This window comes from Romboutsia sp. (assembly GCF_051659545.1).
GTDB lineage: Bacteria > Bacillota > Clostridia > Peptostreptococcales > Peptostreptococcaceae > JBOFOR01.
In genome coordinates this window covers 1-23,062 of sequence record NZ_JBOFOR010000092.1, presented here as the reverse complement: position 1 = coordinate 23,062, position 23,062 = coordinate 1, and the positions used below count along the sequence as shown (strand labels likewise).

The following is a 23,062-nucleotide window of genomic DNA, read 5'->3' as shown; positions in this document are numbered from 1 at the left end:
ACTTATTTAATTAGTAATCCTTCTTGTTTAAATTTATTTAATTTATATGATAAATTAGAATATCTATCATTAACTCTATCATTTTTTATCATATATTCTAAATATTTAACATCTCCTACTAATACAACTAATTTTTTTGCTCTTGTGACTGCTGTGTATATTAAATTTCTACTTAATAACATAGGTGGAGCCCAAGTAATAGGTATTACAACTACTGGAAATTCACTTCCTTGACTTTTATGAATCGTTGTACAAAAACTATGTTCTAATTCATCCAGTTCATCATATTTATAAGATACAATTTTTACTGAATCAAATAATACATACACATTTTTTTTGTCTTTTTCCATATGGTATATATATCCAATATCGCCATTGTATATACCTTCACCACTATCACTACCATCTTCACTTTCCCACTTTTTAGTGTAGTTATTTTTAATTTGCATAACTTTATCTCCAACTCTAAAGGTACGCTTTGCAAAATTTTCTTCAACTTTTAATTTATCTGCTTTATTAAGATATTTTTGTAGTTCAATGTTTAGATTAGTTACTCCTAGTTCACCTTTTCTCATAGATGCTAATATCTGTATGTCTTTTAACTTATCTATATTATAAAATCTAGGTAACCTATCATTTACTAATCCAATTATTTCTTGTAAAACTTCTTCATTAGTATCCTTCTTTATAAAGAAAAAATCTTTACCTTTTGTATTTAAGTGTAGTGGCTCTCCATTATTTATTCTATGTGCATTTACTACTATCATACTTTCTCTTGCTTGTCTAAAAATCTCATTTAATCTAACTACATTTATTACGTTAGAATCAATCATATCTTTTAGTACATTTCCTGCTCCTACTGATGGCAACTGGTCACTGTCACCTACTAATATAACTCTTGTTCCTGGCTTTATAGCCCTTAACAAGCTATACATTAATAAAATATCTACCATAGATACTTCATCTATTATTATTACATCTGCCTTGATAGGCTCTTCTTCATTTTTCATGAACTGCAACTCTTCACTGTCCGTAGCATATCCCATTTCTAATAGCCTATGAATGGTCCTAGCCTCTTTGTTAGATGTTTCACTCATTCTTTTGGCAGCTCTTCCTGTTGGTGCCGCTAAAACCACTTCTTTATTACTATTTTCAAATATCTTTATTATTGTATTTATTGTAGTTGTCTTTCCTGTTCCAGGACCTCCAGTTACTATAACTACACCACTCTCAATAGCTTCTTTTACTGCCAATATCTGATTTTCTGCTAATTTAATGTTTTCACTTTTTTCTACAACTTCAATTTCTTCATCTATATTTATATTTAATTTTTCAAATTCACATTGGGATAGTTTTATTATTTGTTTACAAACTCCATTTTCAGATAAATAATATGGTATTAAATACACTAAATCCTTGTTGTTCATTTTTTCTATATGTACTTTTTGGTCGTAAGCTAATCCTATTATACACTCTTCTATTAGGTTCTTATTAACATCTAATAGTTTAGCTCCTTCTTCGATTAAAATGTTTTGAGGTAAGTATGTATGACCACTACTTAAGGATTGATTTAAGGTGTATAATATCCCTTGAGACACTCTATCCTTAGAGTCTTTTTCTATTCCTATTTTACTAGCAATATTATCCGCTATTTTAAATCCTACGCCTCTAATGTCCTCTGCCAACTTATAAGGATTTTTATTTATTACTTCTATTGCTTTATTTTTATATTTTTTATATATCTTCATACAATAATTAGGCGTTATACCATAAGGTGATAACTCCATTATTATATTTCTAAGTTCTCTATTTTCCTCATAGCTTTTAGTTATTTGATCTATTTTTTTACTTCCTATACCTTCTACTTCCGTTAATCTTTCTGGAGCATTTTGTATTACTTCTAGTGTATTTACCCCAAATTTATCAACTATTCTTTTAGCCATTTTTTCTCCAATACCGTGAATCATTCCAGACGATAAATACACATATATACCCTCTAGTGAACTTGGAGTCACAGGCATAAACTTATTTACTTCAAACTGCGTCCCATAAGTTTTATGGTTTACCCACTTACCCTCTACTTCTATACTTTCACCAACCGTTAGTGTAGGTATACACCCAACTATTACAACTTCATTGTCCGAATTTACTAAGTGAGCTATCGTATATCCATTATCTTCATTTTTAAATACTATATCACTTATCATTCCTTCTATTCTTTCCATACTTTTTCTCCTAAAACAAATAATATTTCTATCCTGTACTTAAGTTGTAATTATTATACCTTTTATAATAAATAAAATCACCCCCCAAAGTAAACTTACTTCAAGAGGTGATTTTATTTATTATTGCTCTAAAGCTTCTTTTCTTAGTAATTGAGCTTTGTCAGTTTTTTCCCATGGTAAATCTATATCTGTTCTACCTAAGTGACCATAAGCTGCTACTTGTTTATATATAGGTCTTCTTAAGTCTAGGTCTCTTATTATTGCACCCGGTCTTAAATCAAAGTATTTGTTTATTAATTGAACTAATACTTCTTCTGAAACTTTTCCTGTACCAAAAGTATCTACAAATATAGATAAAGGCTTAGCTACACCTATAGCATATGCTAATTCTATTTCACACTTATCTGCAAGTCCTGCTGCAACTATATTCTTAGCTACGTATCTTGCAGCATATGCTGCTGATCTATCAACCTTTGTAGGGTCTTTACCTGAGAATGCTCCTCCACCGTGTCTAGAGTATCCACCATAAGTATCTATTATTATTTTTCTTCCTGTAAGACCTGTATCTCCTTGAGGTCCTCCTATAACGAATCTTCCTGTTGGATTTATATATATTATAGTTTCTTCATCTAATAACTCTGCTGGTATCACAGCTTTTATTACATGTTCTATTATATCTTTTCTTATTGTTTCATTATCAACTTCTTCTCCATGTTGAGTTGATATAAGTATTGTATGAACTCTAACAATTTTATTTCCATCATATTCAACTGTTACTTGAGTTTTTCCGTCTGGTCTTAAGTAATCTAAGGTCTCATTTTTTCTAACCTCAGTTAGTCTTCTAGCTAATTTGTGTGCTAAAGATATTGGTAAAGGCATTAATTCTTCTGTTTCGTTACAAGCAAATCCAAACATTATACCTTGGTCACCCGCTCCTACTTTTTCTATCTCATCTTCAGTTTGCTCTCCAGCTCTATTTTCTAAAGCTTCATCAACTCCCATAGCTATATCCCCTGATTGCTCATCTATAGAAGTTATTACTGCACATGTTTCACTATCAAATCCATATTTTGCTCTATCATAACCTATATCTTTTACAGTTTTTCTTACTAATTTTGGTATATCTACATAAGTATTAGTACTTATTTCTCCTGCTACAAGTACTAACCCTGTAGTAACAGTTGTTTCACATGCTACTCTTGATAAAGGATCTTTTTCTAATAATGCATCTAATATTGCATCTGATATTTGATCACAGATTTTATCTGGATGCCCCTCTGTAACTGATTCTGACGTAAATAAATGTCTAGCCATTTTATTTCCTCCTTAATTTTTATCATTAATTTTAGTTGAAAATTTTCTCTACTCTTTTCACAAGAATGCTCTTTGGTACTTCAAGTTACATTCATTGCCTAAAGTTTAACGGTTAGAAATTACAAATTATAGTTTTATTTATTAAAAAAACCTCTTCTAGACCAGAAGAGGTTAATTAGTATACTAATAAGTTATTAATTTACTAACCTCATCTATCAAAATCTTATGATTTTGTAGGATTTAGCACCACTTCCCATAATGGGTGGTTGCCGGGCTTCACAGGGCCTATCCCTCCGCCACTCTTGATAAGGCAATCAAGAAATTCTTAAGTTTTTCGTTTTCCTAACTTATATGTTACTATTTTTTTTTTATTATGTCAATAAAATAACTTTATTTTATTTTAAATAATATATAACTATCTAGTATCCTATTTGTAATTTTTTTCATATTATACTTATATACTTTAAGGTAGTAATTTTTTTAAATCTTTCATATATTTATTTTGAAAGGGGGGGTCCTATGTATTTAGCCAAGGTAAATTATAAAAAAGATAATGTTGTTCAAATTTTAAGTTCTATACTAAAGGATATAATAGATGAAAATACAGTTGTAGTCTGTATAGGAACAGATAGAGCTATAGGAGACGCTCTTGGTCCTTTAATAGGAACTATGCTAAAGAATAGTGATTTTAAATACCCTGTTTATGGTACATTAAATGATCCTATTCATGCTTTAAATATATACGAATCTATTGATCTGATAAAAAATACTCATCCTAAAGGTAATTTCTTGGCTATAGACGCATGTTTGGGTTCAAAAAGCAGCATTGGCAACATACAAATAAGAGAAGGACCTATTCTTCCAGGTAAAGGTGTTGGAAAAAAACTTCCTCAAATAGGAAACTATTCTATTGTTGGAATTGTGGATAAGATAGATGAAAATAATCGTTTTTCATTTAATAATGTACGGTTAAGCTTTATTTTAGAATTGGCAGAAATTATATCTCTATCAATTTTATTATCTAGTTAAATAAATAAAAAGTCCTAAAAGGACTTTTTATTTATTTTTGCACAAGTGCAAACATTAATTCACCACTACATACAAGTTCTTCTTCTACGTATGCTTTACCTGTAGCTTTTCCAATATTTCGTCTTACTGACAACATTTCAACTTCTATTTTTAGAGTATCTCCAGGTCTTACTTCTTTTTTAAATCTTACTTTATCAATACCTGCGAATACACCTAATTTACCTTTATTCTCTTCCATAGACATCATTGCAACAGCTCCTACTTGAGCCATTGATTCAATAATTAGCACCCCTGGCATTATAGGATATTCAGGAAAATGTCCTTGGAAAAATGGTTCATTTGCAGTTACATTCTTTATTCCTACAGCTCTTTTTCCTATTTCTAACTCTATAACCTTGTCCACTAATAGAAATGGATATCTATGTGGTATTAATTCTTTTATTTGGTCTATATTTAGCATTTCGTACCTCCTATTTTTTTCTTTTAAAGGTACCACCTGTTTCTAACAAATCTAAAGAACTTAATGCACTACCTGTCCCTTTTGCTACGCAAGATAGAGGCTCATTGGCTACTATAACTTTTATTCCTGTTCTTTTTTCTATTCTTTTATCTAATCCATATAATAATGCGCCTCCGCCAGTCATTATTATTCCTGCTTCACTTATATCTGCTGCTAATTCAGGAGGCGTTTTTTCCAATACAGAAAGTGTAGTTAATACTATTTGTTCTGCACACTCATCAAGAGCTTCTAACATCTCTGAGGAGCTTATAGTTATAGTTTGTGGTAATCCTGTAACTAAGTTTCTTCCGCTTATTTTCATAAATTTGTCTTCTTCTCTTTTAAATGCCGTTCCTATCTCTATTTTCATTTTTTCTGCACTTCTTTCACCGATAAGAAGATTATGTTGCTTTCTTATATATCTTACTATAGATTCATCAAATCTATCTCCGCCTATTTTTATAGATTCGCTAACAACAGCTCCACCTAATGATATAACAGCTATATCAGCTGTACCTCCGCCAATGTCTATAACCATATTTCCATTTGGCTGTGATATATCTACTCCTGCTCCTATAGCAGCGGCAATCGGCTCTTCTATAATATATACTTCTCTTGCACCTGCTTGTCTTGTAGCTTCTTCTACAGCTCTCTTTTCAACTTCTGTTACTCCAGTTGGTACACATACCATTATTCTAGGCATAAAGAATCTTCCAAAACCTTTTTTGTCTACAACCTTATCTATAAAATACTTTAGCATTTTCTCAGTTACATCATAATCAGAAATAACACCATCCCTTAATGGTCTTATAGCTACTATATTTCCAGGAGTTCTCCCTATCATTTTTCTAGCATCTTCTCCCACTGCCAAAACAGAATTCGTTCTTTTTTCTATTGCTACAACAGATGGTTCTTCTAAAACAATTCCCTTCCCACTAACATATACAAGTACATTAGCCGTACCTAAGTCTATGCCTATATCAGCTCTAGTCATTTATTTTCCAACTCCTTTTTATTATATTTTCTACTTATATTTAAACTATTCGTTATTTTTACAAACACTCCTATTATACAAAATATACAAAAACGTTCTTTTAGTCAAGAAAAAGATGTAGGTTTTAACCTACATCTTTTTTTATATCCTTTTCATATTTCATTTTTGTAGCCATGCCGCCTCTTATATGTCTCTCAGATTTATTTTTTTCTAAAACCGTTTTTACCTCTTTTGCAAGAGCCGGGTTTATTTCCTCTAATCGTTCTGTTACATCCTTGTGTATAGTACTCTTACTCACACCAAATGTTTTAGCTGTTTGTCGCACTGTAGTATTTTTTTCTAGTATATATTTTGCTACAACTATTGCTCTCTCTTCTATATGCGATCTCAAAACTTCCCCCCCCTACATACTAACCTTAATGATATATATGTAAGATAAATAAAAAATATAACAGACTTAATCATATTTGATTAAGTCTGTTATATTTTTTACTTAATTAAAGTCATAGGATCTATGGATTTATCATTTTTGTATGCTTGAACATGTACATGATTTCCATCTTCACTTTCGACTGTAGTTGTATCTCCTACCGTACCTAAACATTCACCTTGTTTTATCGCTTGTTCTTTTTTAACTTTAATTTTTGAATCTAAATTTGAATAAACAACTGTAATGCCATTTTCGCTTTTAACTTTAACTGACATACCATATTGATCATCTTTAAATACATCTGCAACTGTTCCACTTAATAAAGACTTTACTTCTTGCCCTTTATTAGAACTTACATCTAATCCTTTATGTATTTCCCATACATCTAAAGTTTTAGAATAACTAGGTTGTTTTTCAGAGTATTCTCTTATTACTTGATTCCCTAAGAAATCTAGTTTAGATTCATCCTTTTGCTTTTCTTTAGCTTGCTTTAAATTTTCCTTAGAATCTGTAGCCGTTGGGAGAGCATCATTTTTGTCTTTTTTTATTAAATGAAGTTCATCTTCATTATTTTTATTAGCATCAGTTACAAATCCATTGTTAGAAGCCAATTCATCAACATTGTTTTTTGTAAACCAAACTCCTCCTACTGCAACAAAACAAACACATACAAATAAAGCTAAATAAAAACTATCCTTTTCTAATAGCTTTTTTTTCATACAGCACCTCCAAAATATCTTTGTGTATCTGTATTGTTGTCTTTAATTTCTATTTTTATACAATTCATACATTTTTTTCATGTAAATTATAGTAATTAAAAAAACGTTAATATTTGCTTAATTTGTATGTGTTATTAATTTGTTAATATGTATCTTTTATTTTTGTTCCTGTATAATAATGTTCTAGTATTTCGTAGTATTTATTTCCATCAATAGCCATTCCTTGTGCACCCCATTGACTCATGCCTACTCCGTGACCATATCCTTTTACTATGAATTCTAAATAATTATCATTAAATTTAATTTCAAAATTAGCCGAATTTAATTTCAATAAGCTTCTAACATTAGTACCTGCTATTTGTTTATTTCCTAACTTTATATCCTCAACAGATCCGCCTTCACTTCTTTTAAGTATTTTAATTTGAGAACTTAAATTCGATTCAGTTATTTGTATATCACTATAGTTCTTCTTGAGAATATTAGTAAAATCTTTATTTGAGATTATTAAGTTTGAAGTATATCTAGGTGAATAGTTTTTATCATAAGGGCTATCTACAGATTTTAAATATGGATAATTAGCTGAGAATACTTCTTCACTGTTTTCCGTTTTTCCAGCTGATGTTGAAAAATATAATGTAAGTATGGGCTTATCATTATAAGTTATTATTTGACCTTTAGTTTCACTTACAGCTTGTTTAACTTTAGGATAAAATGTTTTCATCCATTCCTCGCCTTTAATCTTTTTCAATTCCTCATAACTTTTATATTCCTGACAATGTTTGTAATCTGTACAAACTGCTGCACCTTTATCTTTACTTGAGGCTGGTTGTTCCTCTCTATAAATTACAAAAGTTCTCGCAGCCACCGCTTGCGCTTTAAGAGCTTCGATTTCAAAATCAGAAGGCATTTCACCTGCTACTACACCACATAAATAATCTTCGATACTTATACTTTGAATTTTTTGCAATTTAGTATTATACACCTTAATAACAGGGTCTTTTTTATCTACCGTATCATAATTTATTTCTTTTTTTACATTATCCTTTATATTATGAGTAATATTTGTTTGTATTTTATTCGGTATGTCTATCCCTTTATAAGATACTACACTTATCATTATAGGAATAGCTGCAGCACCTAATACTATACTTGCTAAAACTGCAAATGGGCTGTTCATATACTTTTCCTCCTTGGTTTGATTCTTGTCCTTAAAGTATATGAACAGCCCTATTTTGTTATTACTACTATTTATTTTTAGTCTTCTATTATTTTAATATTTCCGCCTAATGCAGTTATTTTCTTATCTATATCTACATAACCTCTTTGTATATGATATATCTCACCTATTTGAGTTTCACCTTCTGCTAATAGACCACATAATATAAGTGCTGCTCCCGCTCTTAAATCTGTAGCATTGACTTTTGCTCCGTGTAATTTATCAACACCATTTACAATAGCACTTTTTCCTTCTATCTTTATGTTAGCTCCCATTCTATTAAACTCAGCAACGTGCATAAATCGGTTTTCAAATACAGTTTCTGTAACTACACCAGTTCCATTACATACAGTTAACATTGCCATAAACTGAGCTTGAACATCTGTAGGGAATCCTGGATGAGGTAATGTCTTTATATCTATCGGCTTTAGTACTTCTGGTCCTATTACTCTAACTGAGTTATCCATCTCTATTATTTCACAACCTGCTTCTTTTAACTTAGCTACAACAGGCTTTAAATGCTCCATTAATACATTCTCTATAGTTATATCACCTTTAGTCATAGCCGCTGCTACCATATAAGTTGCTGCTTCTACTCTATCAGGTATTACATTATGCTCTGCACCTTTTAATTCTTTAACACCATTTATTTTTATAGTATTTGTTCCCGCACCTTTTACGTTCGCTCCCATTTCATTTAGGAAGTTAGCTAAATCTACTATTTCTGGTTCTTGAGCTGCGTTTTCTATTATAGTTGTTCCTTCTGCAAGTGCCGCTGCCATCATTATATTTTCAGTAGCTCCAACTGATGGGAAATCTAAGTATAATTTAGCTCCAGTTAACTTTTTAGTTGTTGCTTCTACAAATCCGTGATCCATTTCAACTTTTGCACCTAAATACTTAAATCCTTTTAAGTGTAAATCTATAGGTCTAGTACCTATAGCACATCCTCCTGGCATAGATATTTTTGTGTGGTTAAATCTAGCTAGTAAAGGTCCCATAACTAAGAATGACGCTCTCATCTTTCTTACAAGTTCATAAGGCGCTTCACATGTAGTTATATTGCTAGCATCTACAGTTAATGTAGTACCCTCGTATTCTACTTCTGCACCTAAGTGTCTTAATAAATCTGATATAACATGAACATCTCTTAAATTTGGAACTCCTCTTAATGTAGACTTTCCATTTGCTAATAATGTTGCCGCTATTATTGGTAAAACTGAATTCTTCGCTCCATCTATCTTAACAGTCCCTTTAAGGGGATTACTTTTCTTAACTAATATCTTTGGCATTTAATCGTTCTCTCCTCATTATTAATAATCTAATTTTATAATTGGTGTAGCTATATATATGAGTGTTTTATCATCATTTTCGCTATACCTCATACCTATATTTAAATTTATCTTATCTCCTAAGTATCCTAAGTTGTTTTCTTTCAGAATGTTGCTATACGCTGTTATAGATATAAAGTTATCTTCTTCCACTCTATCTATTTCTTTAGCACTCATATTATATAATATTTTTTGTAAAATATCATCATATTTATCATTTTGTAACTTTTTCGTATATTCCCCACAAATACAAGTATTTATATATACGTTGTCCGCGTGTTTATTTAAACTGTTTCTAATAATTGTATAAATATCCACTATATCTTTATATAACTTATTTTCTAATATGTCAACCATTATATAAGATTCTCCGTTGTTTTTTTTAATTCCAATTATGGAAATATTTTCTTCATCATGTCTGATCTGGGCGAATATTTGTTTTTGATTATTGTTCCATTTTTCATCCCATTTTATGTTGCTTTCTTCAACTCCAAGATCATTGATTATATCTATGCATATATCTACCATGTCATCCTTAGATACATTGTAGTTTATCTCTCCATTTGCTTTTATATTGTAAAATTTAAATGAAGCTTGTGTGTCATTAAAAGTTTCTAAAAGTTTACCATATTCATTGTTAAATTTCATATCTGCATATGATATCATAAATCCACATATCATTAAAGCTAAAAAGCTTATTATTAACTTAATTATTTTCATAAAAAAATCCCCCTTTAAATTATCATTTATAATTTAAATTATTGACAACTTTAAGGATGATATACTTAATGAAACTTATGAATTAATTAAAGTAAAATAAGAGAAGTCAGTATGACTTCTCTTATCTTTATATTGATATACTTTTTTAGTACTTAACAAGTACTTTTAGGATTTATTTTTTATTTATTCAACAGTTACTGATTTAGCTAAGTTTCTTGGCTTATCTACATCACAACCTCTTTGTACTGCAACATAATATGATAATAATTGAAGAGGTAATACTGTTAATATACTTGATAACATATCGTCTACATTTGGTATATATATTACCTTATTCGCAGATTTTTCAACTTCTTTATTTTTTTCTTGTGCTATAGCTATTACGTATGCTCCTCTAGCTCTAACTTCTTCCATGTTAGATACCATTTTTTCAAATAATTCTCCTTGAGTTGCTATAGCTATTACAGGAGTACCTTTTTCTATTAAAGCTATTGTACCATGCTTCAATTCTCCTGCTGCAAATGCTTCTGCATGTATATAAGATATTTCTTTTATCTTTAATGCGCCTTCCATAGCTAAGTTGTAATCTAACCCTCTTCCTAGATAGAATGCACTAGTTGTATCTTTTAAAGTTTTTGCAACATCTTCTTTAATGTAGTCTTCTTGTTTTAATACTTCTTCAACTTTATCAGGCATTTCTTTTAATTTTTCTATCATTTCAAAATAGAATTCTTTAGTTATAGTACCTTTCTTTACAGCAAAATCTAATGCTATCATGTAGAATGATACTAATTGTGTCGTATATGCCTTTGTTGATGCAACTGATATTTCAGGCCCTGCCCAAGTGTAAAATACATCATGTGATTCTCTAGCTATAGAAGATCCTACTACATTAGTTACTGATAATATTCTAGCTCCTCTATCCTTAGCATATCTTAAAGATGCTAAAGTATCTGCAGTTTCTCCTGATTGGCTTACTAATATTAGTAAAGTATTTTCATCTACAAACGGATCCTTATATCTAAATTCTGATGCTATATCAGTTATTACTGGTATTTTAGCAAATTTTTCTATAGCAAATCTACCTACAAGTCCTGCATGATATGCTGTTCCGCATGCAACTATATACACTTTATTTATTTTATCTAAGTCTTCCTTAGTCATTTTTATGTCATCTAATTGGATTTCTCCATTATCATTTAATCTTCTTACTAGAGTTTGCTTAACTCCATTTGGTTGTTCATATATTTCTTTTAACATGAAGTGGTCATATCCACCTTTAGAAGCTGCTTCTACATCCCAAGTTATTTCATTTAACTCTTTTTGTACTACTTCTTTATTTTCATTTAATACAGTTACTTTATCTTTAACCATATGAACAAATTCACCATTTTCTAAAAAATATACTTTTCTAGTATATTTTAATACTGCTGGTATATCTGAAGCTATGAAATTTTCACCTTCTCCAAGGCCTACTACTAATGGACTATCTTTTCTTACAGCCACTAATTCACTGTTATTATCCTTACAAACCACTCCTAATGCATAAGCTCCTCTTAACTTTTCAGTAGCTTTATAAACAGCATCTAGTAAGTTTCCTTCATAGTATTTATCTACTAAGTGTGCAACTACTTCTGTATCTGTTTGAGATAAAAATACTACACCTTCAGCTTGTAATTCTTCTTTTAGTTCCATGTAGTTTTCTATTATACCATTATGAACAACTGCTATTGTTCTATCCATATTGAAATGAGGATGAGAGTTTACATCAGATGGCTCTCCATGAGTCGCCCATCTTGTATGTCCTATTCCAAGTTGACCATTTATAGGATTTTTTTCTAAGTCTTCTGCTAGTACTGCTAATCTTCCTTTGAACTTTCTTATTTCTAAGTTTTCTCCAGTATTAATTGCAACACCTGCAGAGTCATACCCTCTGTACTCTAACTTAGATAATCCTTCTATTAATACTTCTGTTGCTTGTCTGTGTCCTAAATATCCAACTATTCCACACATAATTTGTTCCTCCTAAAAATATTATTAATTTATATATTTTTAGAGTCAGGTCATTTATTTACTTAAACTTCCCTTTGTCCACAGAATTACTTCTATGATTTAAGGAAGTTCTAACGATGGTAAAATACACCGCAGAGCACCCGCCGATAATTCGATAAACTCTGACCTCGTCAACTCAGTATAAATGTTGTTGTAAAGATTTATGTTACTAAGTTCTGGCGCTTAGAAAGTGAATACTAAGAATCATCTTAGTATTGCACTCCTATTACTTTTTCAGTTTTAGGATATACCTTATTAGTTTCTAGTATTCACTTTTAATTTACGATAGTTTTGCTTGTATAAGATTCGCTAAATTTGTAGCTAATTCTTTTATTTGACCTTCCTCTTTACCCTCTAACATAACTCTTACTAAAGGCTCTGTTCCTGATGGTCTTATTAATACTCTTCCACAACCATCTAATAAAGCTTCTATTCTTTCTATTTCATCTTTAATTTCTGGATATTCCATATAAGTATTCTTATTTTCATTTTTGATTCTTGCATTAACTAATACTTGTGGGTATTGTGTCATTACTGCTGCAAGCTCTGATAATGTTTTGCTTTCTTCTAATACTATTTGAGCTAATACTAGTGAGCTTAAAACACCATCTCCTGTTGTATTATAATCTAAGAATATCATATGCCCTGATTGTTCTCCACCAAGATTATATCCACTTTTCTTCATTTCTTCTAATACATATCTATCTCCTACAGCTGTTGTTGCAAGCTTTATTCCATGCTCTTTTGCCGCTATAGTAAGGCCTATGTTACTCATTACTGTAACTACTAATGTATCTTGTGCTAATTTTTTCTTTTTATTTAAATATATAGCACTTAATATCATTATATGGTCACCGTCTACAATGTTTCCATTTTCATCTACAGCAATAAGTCTATCTGCATCTCCATCGTATGCAAGACCTAAATCTGCTTTGTGCGCCAGAACAGAATCTTTAAGTTTTTGAGGATGTGTAGATCCACACTTATCATTTATATTATTGCCATCTGGTTCACTATTTATAGTTATTACACTTGCACCAAGTTGTTCAAAAACTTTTGGTGCAACTTGATATGCGGCTCCATTTGCACAATCTAGGACTACTTTTAAACCTTTAAAATCTACATTTATTATAGATTTTAAGTATTCTACATATTCTTTTTGTGCATCGTGCATGTGTACTCTTTTACCTACATTTTCTCCAACTGGATGATACTCTACTTTTTCTATATTATCTATATATTGTTCTATCTTTAACTCAACTTCATCATCTAATTTGTATCCATCTTTGTTAAAGAACTTAATTCCATTGTATTCAACAGGATTGTGTGATGCAGATATTACAACTCCACAATCAGCATTGTATTTTTTTGTTAAGTATGCAACTGCTGGTGTTGGAACAACCCCTACTGTTATTACGTCACATCCTACAGACATAAGTCCTGCTGTTAAAGCTGCTTCTAACATATCTCCAGATATTCTAGTATCTTTACCTACTACAACTTTAACTCTTCCTTTATCTTGAGCTAGAACATACCCTCCAGCTCTTCCTAATTTATATGCTAAATCGCAAGTAAGTTCTGTATTAGCTATACCTCTTACTCCGTCAGTTCCAAAATATTTTCTCATTAAAAATCTCCTTTCATAAAGAAAAGCATATCTATTTTATAATATATTTATATTTATTAGTAAACGTTTTTAATTGTTAGTTTAACCCATAAAGACATTTTAATACATATAAAGAAAAAGGACAATAGAATTCTTTCTATTGTCCTTTTTTTATAATTTTTATTTTTATTTTATTACATCTGCACCCTTTTGTAATGCTTCTTTATTTAATGGTACAAACTTTTCTTTACTCGGTCCAAAAACTTTCTTGAAAGCTTCTAATACTGAATCTATTTCTACTGTTGGATTTGCTTTTAAATATGCTCCTAGCATTATCATATTAGCAACCTTTGGGTTTCCTAATTCTAAAGCTATATCATTTGCTGGAACATAGTAAACATCAACATCATTTCTTTCAACTTTTCTTTCTATTAATGAGCTATTTACTAATATCTTTCCACCTGGAGTAACTTCACTTTCAAATTTATCAAGTGATGGTAAGTTCATAACTATAGCACAAGTTGCATCTCCTGCTATAACTGGTGAACCAACCGGCTTATCAGATACTGTTACTGCACAGTTAGCTGTACCTCCACGCATTTCTGGTCCATAAGAAGGTAACCATGAAACTTCTTTACCTTCTAACATACCTGCATAAGTAAGTAACTGCCCCATAGACATAACACCCTGACCACCAAAACCAGCACATATTATTCTATCTGTAGACATATTACTTCACCTCCTGATTTAGTTCAATATCTTTTATATTTCCTAATGGATAGTACGGTATCATATTATCTCTTAACCATTGTAGAGAATCATTTGGAGCTAATCCCCAGTTTGTTGGACAAGTTGATAATACTTCAACTATACCGAACCCTAATCCAGCATGTTGAACCTCGAAAGCTTTCTTTATAGCCTTTTTAGCTTTTCTTACATTAGCTGGTGTATCTACTGAAACTCTTTCTACAAACACTGCTCCAGGTAATGTAGATAACATTTCACTCATTCTTATTGGGAAACCTTGTGTTTCAATTTCTCTTCCTCTTGGTGCTGTAGTAGCCTTTTGACCAACTAAAGTTGTTGGTGCCATTTGACCACCTGTCATTCCATATATAGCATTGTTTACAAATATAGTAGTGAACTTTTCTCCTCTAGCAGCTGCATGAACTATTTCTGCAGTTCCTATTGAAGCTAAGTCTCCATCCCCTTGGTAAGTAAATACTGTCTTATCAGGGTGAACTCTTTTTATTCCAGTAGCTGCAGCTGGCGCTCTACCATGAGAAGCTTCTTGAACATCACAATTGAAGTATTTGTATGCTAATACTGAACATCCAACTGGAGCAACACCTATAGTATCACCTAATACATCTAATTCTTCTAAAACTTCTCCTACTAATCTATGAATTATACCATGAGTACATCCTGGACAATAGTGAGTTTGAACTTCTGTTAATCCTTCTGTTTTTTTAAATACAACAGCCATTATCTAACACCTCCCATAGCTAATTCTGATTCTTGTGCAGAATCCATTATTTTAATAGCTTCATTAGCTATTTCTGTTGGAGATGGTACCATACCACCTGCTCTTCCATAAAAATGAACTGGTAATTTTCCTGATACTGCTAATTGAACATCTTCTACCATTTGTCCCATACTCATTTCTACAGTTAATATGTTTTTAGCATTAGGTATTTCTTCAAAAGCTTTGAATGGGAATGGCCATAATGTTTTAGGTCTTATAAGACCTGCTTTCATTCCTTTATCTCTTAATATATCTATTGTACTTTTTACTATTCTTGATGTTGTTCCATATGCCACAAATACTATTTCAGCATCTTCTGTTTTGTACATTTCACATTGAACTTCTTTTTCTTCTATTTCTTTAAACTTTTTATCTAATTTTATACAATGCTCTTCTAGTAATTCAGACTCTAGATATAATGAATTTATTATATTTGGTTTTCTTTGACCTTTAGTTCCAGTTGTTGCCCAATCTTTAGGTTGTAAGTCTCTCTTTTTAGGTTCCTTAAATTCTACAGGTTCCATCATTTGACCTATCATTCCATCTGCAACTACCATAACTGGTGTTCTATAAAAATCAGCAACATCGAATGCTTCTATTATCATATCAACAGCTTCTTGAACTGTTGCTGGTGCATATACAGGAGTTCTATAATCTCCGTTCCCACCACCTCTTGTTGACATAAAGTAGTCAGCTTGAGATGATTGTATTGTTCCAAGACCTGGGCCACCTCTTGTTACGTTTATTACAACGCATGGAAGCTCAGCTCCTGCTGCATAAGTTATTCCTTCTTGCTTTAATGCAATCCCTGGTGAAGATGAAGATGTCATAACTCTTGCACCTGCTCCTGCTGCTCCATAAACCATATTAATTGCAGCTACCTCTGATTCTGCTTGTACAAACACTCCCCCAATTTTAGGTAACTCTCTTGACATATATTCTGGCACTTCATTTTGTGGAGTTATAGGGTAACCAAAGAAGTATTTGCAACCTGCTTCTATAGCAGCTTTTCCAAATGCTTCGTTACCTTTCATAAGTATCTTAGCCATTAAAATTCCCCCTTATTTTTCAATTAAAATCTTTCTACTGTTATAACCTCATCTGGACACATAGTCGCGCAATTTGCACACCCTATACATTTATCCATTTCAACAACATCTGCTGGATTATATCCCTTTTTGTTGATTTTACCACTGTCTAACACTACAATTTTTAATGGACATGCTTGAACACATAATCCACATCCTTTGCAGCGGTCTTGATTAAAAGATACATTTCCTTTAGCCATTACCCTAATCCTCCTTTAAATTGCTATATATTTGAGCTCAAACTACATCCAATCTTCTCTCATATAAAGTTTAATTGGAAAAATCTCTCCTTCTAAATCTTTTGGTAACTCATCAATTAGTGAATCTAAGCAAGTCGTATATTTTATAGGTATATTACATTGCTTTGATACTTCTAATGATAATTCATATCCTCTTAATATATCCTCTACTGTTGTAGATCTTATAAAGTGGGTATTGTTTATTATTCCTGTTACTTTTAAGTTAGATGATTTTTCTATTGCTTTTATATGATCAATTACTTGGTGTACAGTTTGAGTTTGCTCCCTATTTGCATTTACTACGCAAAACATATCATAATCACTATCTTCTATTAAGTGACTAAATCTACCTATAACTCTAGCGCCTACATTGTCTCCTCCTACGTCTATAACATAGTCATAAGATTTATCATTCATTGGTGTTACAACTTGAGCTGATACAGCTGGTAAATCTAAAGTTGGTGCATTAATAGAGCTATCTATAGCAAGTATATCTAAAGAATTTAATAATTCTTTTTTTTCTCTAGTTCTAAAATAAACATTAACTACATCTAAGTCAGCTAGTGCTATTTTATTACTTACTAAACTTCTTAATTTAGTAACATAGTTCATTGAAAACTCGCTTTTTCCACTTCCATAGTGCCCTATTATGATTCTTACTCTTTTGTCATCAGTTATCATATGTTTCACCTATTTAAGCTTTCTTTGAATATATTTTAGGTTCTTCTTGTTTATTTAAAACCCTAAGAGCTCCCTGAGCTAAAGCTATCATTTCATCTTCCCCTGGATAAACTTTAACATCAGCTATATACTTAACTCTTTCTTGTATAGTACTTGTGATTAAGTTCGAATATGCAATTCCTCCAGTTAATAAAATAGCATCTACATTTCCTTTAAGTACTGCTGAACATGAACCTATTTCTTTACTAACTTGGTAAGCCATAGCTTCGTGTATTAATTTAGCTTTTTCATCTCCATCAATAACTTTTGCTTCTACTTCTCTCACGTCGTTAGTATCTAAATATGCTACAATTCCACCATTACCTTTTATTCTCTTTTTGATATCATCTTGAGTATACTTACCACTAAAGCACATTTTTACTAAGTCCCCTACTGGCAGTCCTCCACTTCTCTCTGGTGAAAATGGACCTTCTCCATCTAAAGCATTAGCAACATCTACTACTCTTCCTTTTTCATGAGCTCCAACAGAGATTCCTCCACCCATATGAGCTACTATAAAATTGCACTCTTCATAAGATTTTCCTAACTCCCCTGCTGCTTTTCTAGCTATAGCTTTTTGATTCAAAGCATGGAAGATACTTTTTCTAGATATTTCTGGTATTCCTGATATTCTAGCTAAATCATTCATTTCATCTACTACAACTGGATCTACTATGTATGATGGAGCATTAACTTGATTTCCTATTTCTTTTGCTATAATACCTCCTAGGTTAGAAGCATGTTCTCCTAGTACACCTACTTTTAGGTCTTCTATCATATCTTCGTTTACTACATAAGTTCCACCTAGTATAGGTCTAAGTAAACCACCTCTGCCTACTACAGCATTAAGTTCTTCTACTTTAATACCACCTTCTACTAATGAATCTTCTATTACTTTTTTTCTGAATTCAAATTGATCTGATGTGTTTTTGTATTGGCCTATTTCTTCCGATGAATGTCTTAGTGTTTTTTCAAATACTAATTCTTCATTATTAAATACTGCAATTTTAGTTGATGTTGAACCTGGATTGATTGCTAGTATTTTGAATACATTCTCCATCATTATCCCCCCTATATACTAAGCTTTAGCTGCCATTAGTACACCTAATGCTATGGAATTTAATTTAGTCTCTTCATTGTCTGCTCTCGAAGTTAATATTATAGGCGCCTTAGCTCCTACTATTACTCCTGCATTTTTAGACTTCGCAAAAAATACTAAAGATTTATAAAGTATATTTCCTGCTTCTATATCTGGTGCTAATAATATATCTGCTTTTCCAGCAACTTGATGCTCAATCCCCTTGTGTAATGCTGCTTCTACTGATACAGCATTATCTAAAGCAAAAGGTCCTCCTACTATACAGCCTTTTATTTCTCCTCTTTCCCACATTTGCTCTAGTTCTTTTGCATCTACAGTATCCTGCATTTTTGGATTTACTTTTTCTTTAGCACATATTACTGCTACTTTAGGCTCTTCTATATCTAATGAATGTGCTACTTCACATGCATTTTCTATGATTTGTTTTTTGATATTTACGTCTGGTGATAAATTCATAGCTGCATCAGTTATAAAGAAAAGTCTATCATATCCTTCTATATCAAATACGGCTACATGACTTAGTACATTTCCAGTTCTTAATCCTATTTCTTTATCCAGAACTGACTTTAAGATTATTGATGTATCTACTAGTCCTTTCATTACCATATCTGCTTTTCCCTTGGAAACTAATTCAACCGCTTTATGAGATGCTTCTGATAAGTCTTTAATATCTATTAATTGATAATTATTTATGTCTACATTAATACTATCTGCTATTTCTCTTGTCTTCTCTATATCCCCCACTAAAATAGCATTTGCTATTCTCTCTTGCCTTGCTGCCTCAACAGCCATTAATACTTCCTTATCTTGACAACAAGCTACTGATATTGTCTTAGGTCCTCTTTCTTTTGCAAATTTTATTACTTGTTCAAAACTCTTCATCTATTAATCCCCCTATTTTGAATATATAAAAAGTTAATAATATAAATTGCATGATTTATAGACTTTTAATACGTAATTTTAATTTTATATCTCAATTAGATTATATAGCTTTTATTAACGTTTTCCTAGTCTATATTTGAAATTTTTGTAAATTTTTATAAACTGCTTATTCCTTTTGTTCATTTTTATAATATATCAAAAAAAAATAAGATGCAACAATAACTAAACTGATTAAACTTTCTTTAATTAATTTAGAATTTAATGCATCTTATTTTTTAATCAACACAAGAGTTCATGACTACTAAAAGTAGCACTAATATATAACTCAAGTGAATCAATTTTTATTTCTTAATCTGTTTTATCAGGTGTTATAGTTACTTTATCTAAAGTATATTTAGACTCATATTTTATTTCATATTTGCCCTCTGAACCTACTTCTTGTGATAAATCTATGTATAACACTATATCTTGTTTTGATACAGTACCTATACTGTTATTATACTCTATTTCCACTTTAACACTCTGCGGAATATTCAATTTTGATGTATCAAAATTTTCTTCACTATTTCTTATTTGAATTTCTTGAGAATCATAAGTAAATTCATTTGTCATTTTACTTATTTTATTTATATTTACAGTTATATACTTAATCTCGCATTTTACTCCTTCTGGAAGGTTTAAGCTTATTTCTTTTGAATTTGTATCTCCAAGGTTTGATAAATCAACAGGTTGAGTGCTTATATATCCAATTTTGTCTATTATCTCTTTTTTACCTTTTATATCTACATATTCTTGACTTAGTTTATAATCTTTTATATTATTTTCTAAATCACTTTCACCAGTGAATTGTAATTTTATAGGAACAGCCTTTTCCTTTAATAGAGTAACTTTGGCTTTTATTGAATTTATTTCCAATTCTACTCCATTTACTTTGTTTCCTTTTTCATCTACTGGTTTTAAATATAAATCACTTTCAAAATCATCAGCTTGATTTCCTGTATCCAAATTAGCCATAACTTCATTTACTTCATCTACTAAACTTCTTGGACCAGTTACTAGTATACTATTTTTTTCATCTTCTAATTCAATTCTATCAACATTATCTTTTGATTTACCTTCTACCTTAACTTTTATATTCTTTTTTTCTTGAACTACTTTTTCCAAATTTATAATCATTACAGAGCTCTTAAATTCATAGGTCACTCTCTGTGGAGTTATTGCTTTTAAGTATATTTGATTTTTCCCCTCTATAGGATCATTTATCTGACCATTTATGTTTATATCATCTTTCTTTATTTTTTGAAGCATAGAAAGCTTTCCTGTTATGTAGATATTTGCTGTTAGCTCAGTTTCCGGATAAATAATTAAATCTTTTTCCTTTAATTCACTTTTATTTGTTATAATTACAGGAACATCTTCAATTAACTTTGTCTCCTCTGGATCCACAACTGCCATAACGTACATCCATAATACAAGAGCACTTAACATAGATATTATTTTTATTTTTGAATTATTTTTTAATTTTTCTCTCATCTGAATATACCACCTCTAAAAAAGCTTTTTTCTTCTGTAGTTATTTTTAGATTGCTTCGTAATATATTTGACATTCTTTCTTTTGAAATATTTCTATATAATTTACCTGCTTTTGATATAGAGACATCTCCTGTTTCTTCAGAAACTATTAGGGATATACAATCAGAAACTTCACTTACGCCTATTGCTGCTCTATGCCTAGTTCCTAAGTCCTTACTCAAGTCTTTACTCTGTGTTAATGGTAAAAAACAAGCAGCTGCTTTTAGTTGGGATTCTCTAATAACTACAGCTCCATCATGTAGTGGAGTATTGGGTATAAATATATTTATTAATAATTGCCTTGATACTTCTCCATCTATACTAGTCCCTGTATTAATTATATCACCTATTTTAGTATTTCTTTCCATAATAATAAGGGCACCAATTTTTTGTCTAGATAAAGAATATAAAGCCTCTACTATTTCCTCTATCGTTTTATTCATTGTGTCTTCAGAGATGTTTATATTACCTTTTCCAAAAAACTTAAACTTAGCTCTTCCTATATGTTCAAGACCTGCCCTAAGTTCAGGTTGAAAAATTATAAGTGCTGCTATAACCCCAAATTGAAGGGCATTAACTAATATCCAATATAATGTATGTAAGTTGAAAGTTTCACTCAATTGAGTTGCCACTAATAAAAACAATATACCTTTAAGAACTTGCTCTGCTCTAGTATCTTTTATAAACATAAATATTTTATAAAAAATATAAGCTACTATTAATATGTCTATAATATCGTTTATTGTCATTCTAAAAATTATGTCAAAAAAGTCACTTAAAAAAGAATTTATATCCAACACAGTTTTATCCTCCTGTTTGATAAGCTCTTAATCATTTACACTATGTATTATACTATATTAATCTTAGTATATACAAATTATTTAAACTCCTCTGAACATTTATATAAAAATATAAAAAAAAAGTTTCACAATAGTGAAACTTTTTATTGGTGAGCGCACAGGGATTCGAACCCCGGACACACGCCTTAGAAGGGCGTTGCTCTATCCAGCTGAGCTATGCACCCATATTATATGGAGCGGCAAACGAGATTCGAACTCGCGACTTCAACCTTGGCAAGGTTGCGCTCTACCACTGAACTATTGCCGCATATTTAATTGGCGACCTGGAAGGGACTCGAACCCTCGACCTCCAGCGTGACAGGCTGGCATTCTAACCAACTGAACTACCAGGCCGCAATATAAATGGTGGGATTAACAGGGCTCGAACCTGTGACCCCCTGCTTGTAAGGCAGGTGCTCTCCCAGCTGAGCTATAATCCCTGGGAATTTTGGAGCGGGTGAAGGGGATCGAACCCTCACAGCCGGCTTGGAAGGCCGGAACTCTACCATTGAGCTACACCCGCATATTTAATTGGTGACCCATAGGGGAATCGAACCCCTGTTACCGCCGTGAAAGGGCGGTGTCTTGACCGCTTGACCAATGGGCCATCTAAAATTGGCTCCAAGGGAGGGGCTCGAACCCTCAGCCTACCGGTTAACAGCCGGTTGCTCCACCGTTGAGCTACCTTGGAATATTACGTGGCTACGTCTTACTCTCCCAGGAGGTTGCCCTCCAAGTACCATCAGCGCTAAAGAGCTTAACTTCTGTGTTCGGAATGGGAACAGGTGTATCCTCTTTGCTATAATAACCACATAATCTTTATTTTTTAGAGTTAGTACTCTGAAAACTGCATACATTTAGTGTTGTTTCAATCATTTTAGTTGGTCAAGTCCTCGACCTATTAGTATCGATAAGCTTAATACATTACTGCACTTACACCTTCGACCTATCAACCAGGTAGTC

General features: G+C 31.5%; 21 protein-coding genes, 7 tRNA genes, 1 rRNA gene and 1 riboswitch. Of the genes, 1 reads left to right on the top strand and 28 read right to left on the bottom strand.

From position 1 onward, the window contains the following. Positions 1-2 precede the first annotated feature (2 nt). Both recD2 and metK read right to left on the bottom strand, forming a co-directional pair. Complete coding sequence (gene recD2 / locus ACRC03_RS05545) at positions 3-2,225, bottom strand: SF1B family DNA helicase RecD2 (protein ID WP_438651560.1); 2,223 nt, start codon at positions 2,223-2,225, stop codon at positions 3-5. A gap of 120 nt (positions 2,226-2,345) precedes the next feature. Continuing rightward, on the bottom strand, positions 2,346-3,539 hold the full coding sequence (gene metK / locus ACRC03_RS05540) for a methionine adenosyltransferase (protein ID WP_438651559.1): 1,194 nt from the start codon (positions 3,537-3,539) through the stop codon (positions 2,346-2,348). Positions 3,540-3,744: 205 nt separating this feature from the next. Further along, positions 3,745-3,851: riboswitch (SAM riboswitch) on the bottom strand. A gap of 207 nt (positions 3,852-4,058) precedes the next feature. Between metK and yyaC the strand changes: the two genes are divergently transcribed. Further along, the gene (yyaC, locus tag ACRC03_RS05535; protein WP_438651558.1) at positions 4,059-4,568 is read left to right on the top strand and encodes a spore protease YyaC; all 510 of its coding nucleotides are present in this window, start codon (positions 4,059-4,061) and stop codon (positions 4,566-4,568) included. Positions 4,569-4,599: 31 nt separating this feature from the next. Here the strand turns inward: yyaC and fabZ are convergent, their stop codons facing one another. The 26 genes from fabZ to rrf form a co-directional block, all read right to left on the bottom strand. Next, positions 4,600-5,028 carry a 3-hydroxyacyl-ACP dehydratase FabZ gene (fabZ, locus tag ACRC03_RS05530; RefSeq protein WP_438651557.1) on the bottom strand — a complete coding sequence of 143 codons (429 nt, stop codon included), beginning with the start codon at positions 5,026-5,028 and terminating at the stop codon, positions 4,600-4,602. Positions 5,029-5,038: 10 nt separating this feature from the next. After that, positions 5,039-6,061 carry a rod shape-determining protein MreB gene (gene mreB / locus ACRC03_RS05525; protein WP_438651556.1) on the bottom strand — a complete coding sequence of 341 codons (1,023 nt, stop codon included), beginning with the start codon at positions 6,059-6,061 and terminating at the stop codon, positions 5,039-5,041. Between the two features lie 124 nt (positions 6,062-6,185). After that, a complete protein-coding gene (gene spoIIID, locus ACRC03_RS05520) occupies positions 6,186-6,452 on the bottom strand; it encodes a sporulation transcriptional regulator SpoIIID (RefSeq protein ID WP_438651555.1) in 267 nt (88 codons plus the stop codon). Positions 6,453-6,550: 98 nt separating this feature from the next. After that, positions 6,551-7,210, bottom strand: a complete 660-nt coding sequence (locus ACRC03_RS05515; protein ID WP_438651554.1) for a peptidoglycan DD-metalloendopeptidase family protein — start codon at positions 7,208-7,210, stop codon at positions 6,551-6,553. Between the two features lie 142 nt (positions 7,211-7,352). Next, the gene (gene spoIID, locus ACRC03_RS05510) at positions 7,353-8,387 is read right to left on the bottom strand and encodes a stage II sporulation protein D (RefSeq protein ID WP_438651553.1); all 1,035 of its coding nucleotides are present in this window, start codon (positions 8,385-8,387) and stop codon (positions 7,353-7,355) included. Between the two features lie 77 nt (positions 8,388-8,464). Continuing rightward, positions 8,465-9,718, bottom strand: coding sequence for a UDP-N-acetylglucosamine 1-carboxyvinyltransferase (gene murA, locus ACRC03_RS05505; protein WP_438651552.1), 1,254 nt, complete (start codon positions 9,716-9,718; stop codon positions 8,465-8,467). A 21-nt stretch (positions 9,719-9,739) separates the two neighbouring features. Further along, positions 9,740-10,477 (bottom strand): YwmB family TATA-box binding protein, encoded by a 738-nt coding sequence (locus tag ACRC03_RS05500; protein WP_438651551.1) that lies wholly within the window; start codon positions 10,475-10,477, stop codon positions 9,740-9,742. A 183-nt stretch (positions 10,478-10,660) separates the two neighbouring features. Then, a complete protein-coding gene (gene glmS / locus ACRC03_RS05495; protein WP_438651550.1) occupies positions 10,661-12,490 on the bottom strand; it encodes a glutamine--fructose-6-phosphate transaminase (isomerizing) in 1,830 nt (609 codons plus the stop codon). 319 nt (positions 12,491-12,809) lie between these two features. Beyond that, positions 12,810-14,156, bottom strand: a complete 1,347-nt coding sequence (glmM, locus tag ACRC03_RS05490; RefSeq protein ID WP_438651549.1) for a phosphoglucosamine mutase — start codon at positions 14,154-14,156, stop codon at positions 12,810-12,812. Positions 14,157-14,321: 165 nt separating this feature from the next. Continuing rightward, positions 14,322-14,864 (bottom strand): 2-oxoacid:acceptor oxidoreductase family protein, encoded by a 543-nt coding sequence (locus tag ACRC03_RS05485; protein ID WP_438651548.1) that lies wholly within the window; start codon positions 14,862-14,864, stop codon positions 14,322-14,324. Position 14,865: 1 nt separating this feature from the next. Beyond that, positions 14,866-15,621 (bottom strand): thiamine pyrophosphate-dependent enzyme, encoded by a 756-nt coding sequence (locus tag ACRC03_RS05480; RefSeq protein ID WP_438651547.1) that lies wholly within the window; start codon positions 15,619-15,621, stop codon positions 14,866-14,868. Continuing rightward, on the bottom strand, positions 15,621-16,709 hold the full coding sequence (locus tag ACRC03_RS05475) for a 3-methyl-2-oxobutanoate dehydrogenase subunit VorB (protein ID WP_438651546.1): 1,089 nt from the start codon (positions 16,707-16,709) through the stop codon (positions 15,621-15,623). Before ACRC03_RS05475 ends, ACRC03_RS05480 begins: the two co-directional genes overlap by 1 nt. Positions 16,710-16,732: 23 nt before the next feature. After that, on the bottom strand, positions 16,733-16,948 hold the full coding sequence (locus ACRC03_RS05470; RefSeq protein ID WP_438651545.1) for a 4Fe-4S dicluster domain-containing protein: 216 nt from the start codon (positions 16,946-16,948) through the stop codon (positions 16,733-16,735). A 42-nt stretch (positions 16,949-16,990) separates the two neighbouring features. After that, a complete protein-coding gene (locus tag ACRC03_RS05465; protein WP_438651544.1) occupies positions 16,991-17,668 on the bottom strand; it encodes an ATP-binding protein in 678 nt (225 codons plus the stop codon). Between the two features lie 13 nt (positions 17,669-17,681). After that, the gene (gene buk, locus ACRC03_RS05460) at positions 17,682-18,767 is read right to left on the bottom strand and encodes a butyrate kinase (RefSeq protein ID WP_438651571.1); all 1,086 of its coding nucleotides are present in this window, start codon (positions 18,765-18,767) and stop codon (positions 17,682-17,684) included. Between the two features lie 18 nt (positions 18,768-18,785). Then, the gene (gene ptb, locus ACRC03_RS05455; protein WP_438651543.1) at positions 18,786-19,688 is read right to left on the bottom strand and encodes a phosphate butyryltransferase; all 903 of its coding nucleotides are present in this window, start codon (positions 19,686-19,688) and stop codon (positions 18,786-18,788) included. Positions 19,689-20,036: 348 nt separating this feature from the next. Then, positions 20,037-21,221 (bottom strand): CdaR family protein, encoded by a 1,185-nt coding sequence (locus ACRC03_RS05450; RefSeq protein ID WP_438651542.1) that lies wholly within the window; start codon positions 21,219-21,221, stop codon positions 20,037-20,039. Continuing rightward, positions 21,218-22,060, bottom strand: a complete 843-nt coding sequence (cdaA, locus tag ACRC03_RS05445; protein ID WP_438651541.1) for a diadenylate cyclase CdaA — start codon at positions 22,058-22,060, stop codon at positions 21,218-21,220. The genes ACRC03_RS05450 and cdaA overlap by 4 nt, the downstream gene beginning before the upstream one ends. Positions 22,061-22,207: 147 nt before the next feature. Further along, positions 22,208-22,284 (bottom strand) — tRNA-Arg (locus ACRC03_RS05440). An 8-nt stretch (positions 22,285-22,292) separates the two neighbouring features. Further along, a tRNA-Gly gene (locus ACRC03_RS05435) sits at positions 22,293-22,367 on the bottom strand. A gap of 9 nt (positions 22,368-22,376) precedes the next feature. Then, positions 22,377-22,453: transfer RNA gene (locus ACRC03_RS05430), tRNA-Asp, on the bottom strand. A 10-nt stretch (positions 22,454-22,463) separates the two neighbouring features. Then, positions 22,464-22,539: transfer RNA gene (locus tag ACRC03_RS05425), tRNA-Val, on the bottom strand. A gap of 9 nt (positions 22,540-22,548) precedes the next feature. Further along, positions 22,549-22,622 (bottom strand) — tRNA-Gly (locus ACRC03_RS05420). Between the two features lie 9 nt (positions 22,623-22,631). Further along, a tRNA-Glu gene (locus tag ACRC03_RS05415) sits at positions 22,632-22,706 on the bottom strand. A gap of 9 nt (positions 22,707-22,715) precedes the next feature. Further along, positions 22,716-22,790: transfer RNA gene (locus ACRC03_RS05410), tRNA-Asn, on the bottom strand. Positions 22,791-22,795: 5 nt separating this feature from the next. Beyond that, positions 22,796-22,912: ribosomal RNA gene (gene rrf / locus ACRC03_RS05405) — 5S ribosomal RNA — on the bottom strand. Positions 22,913-23,062 lie beyond the last annotated feature (150 nt).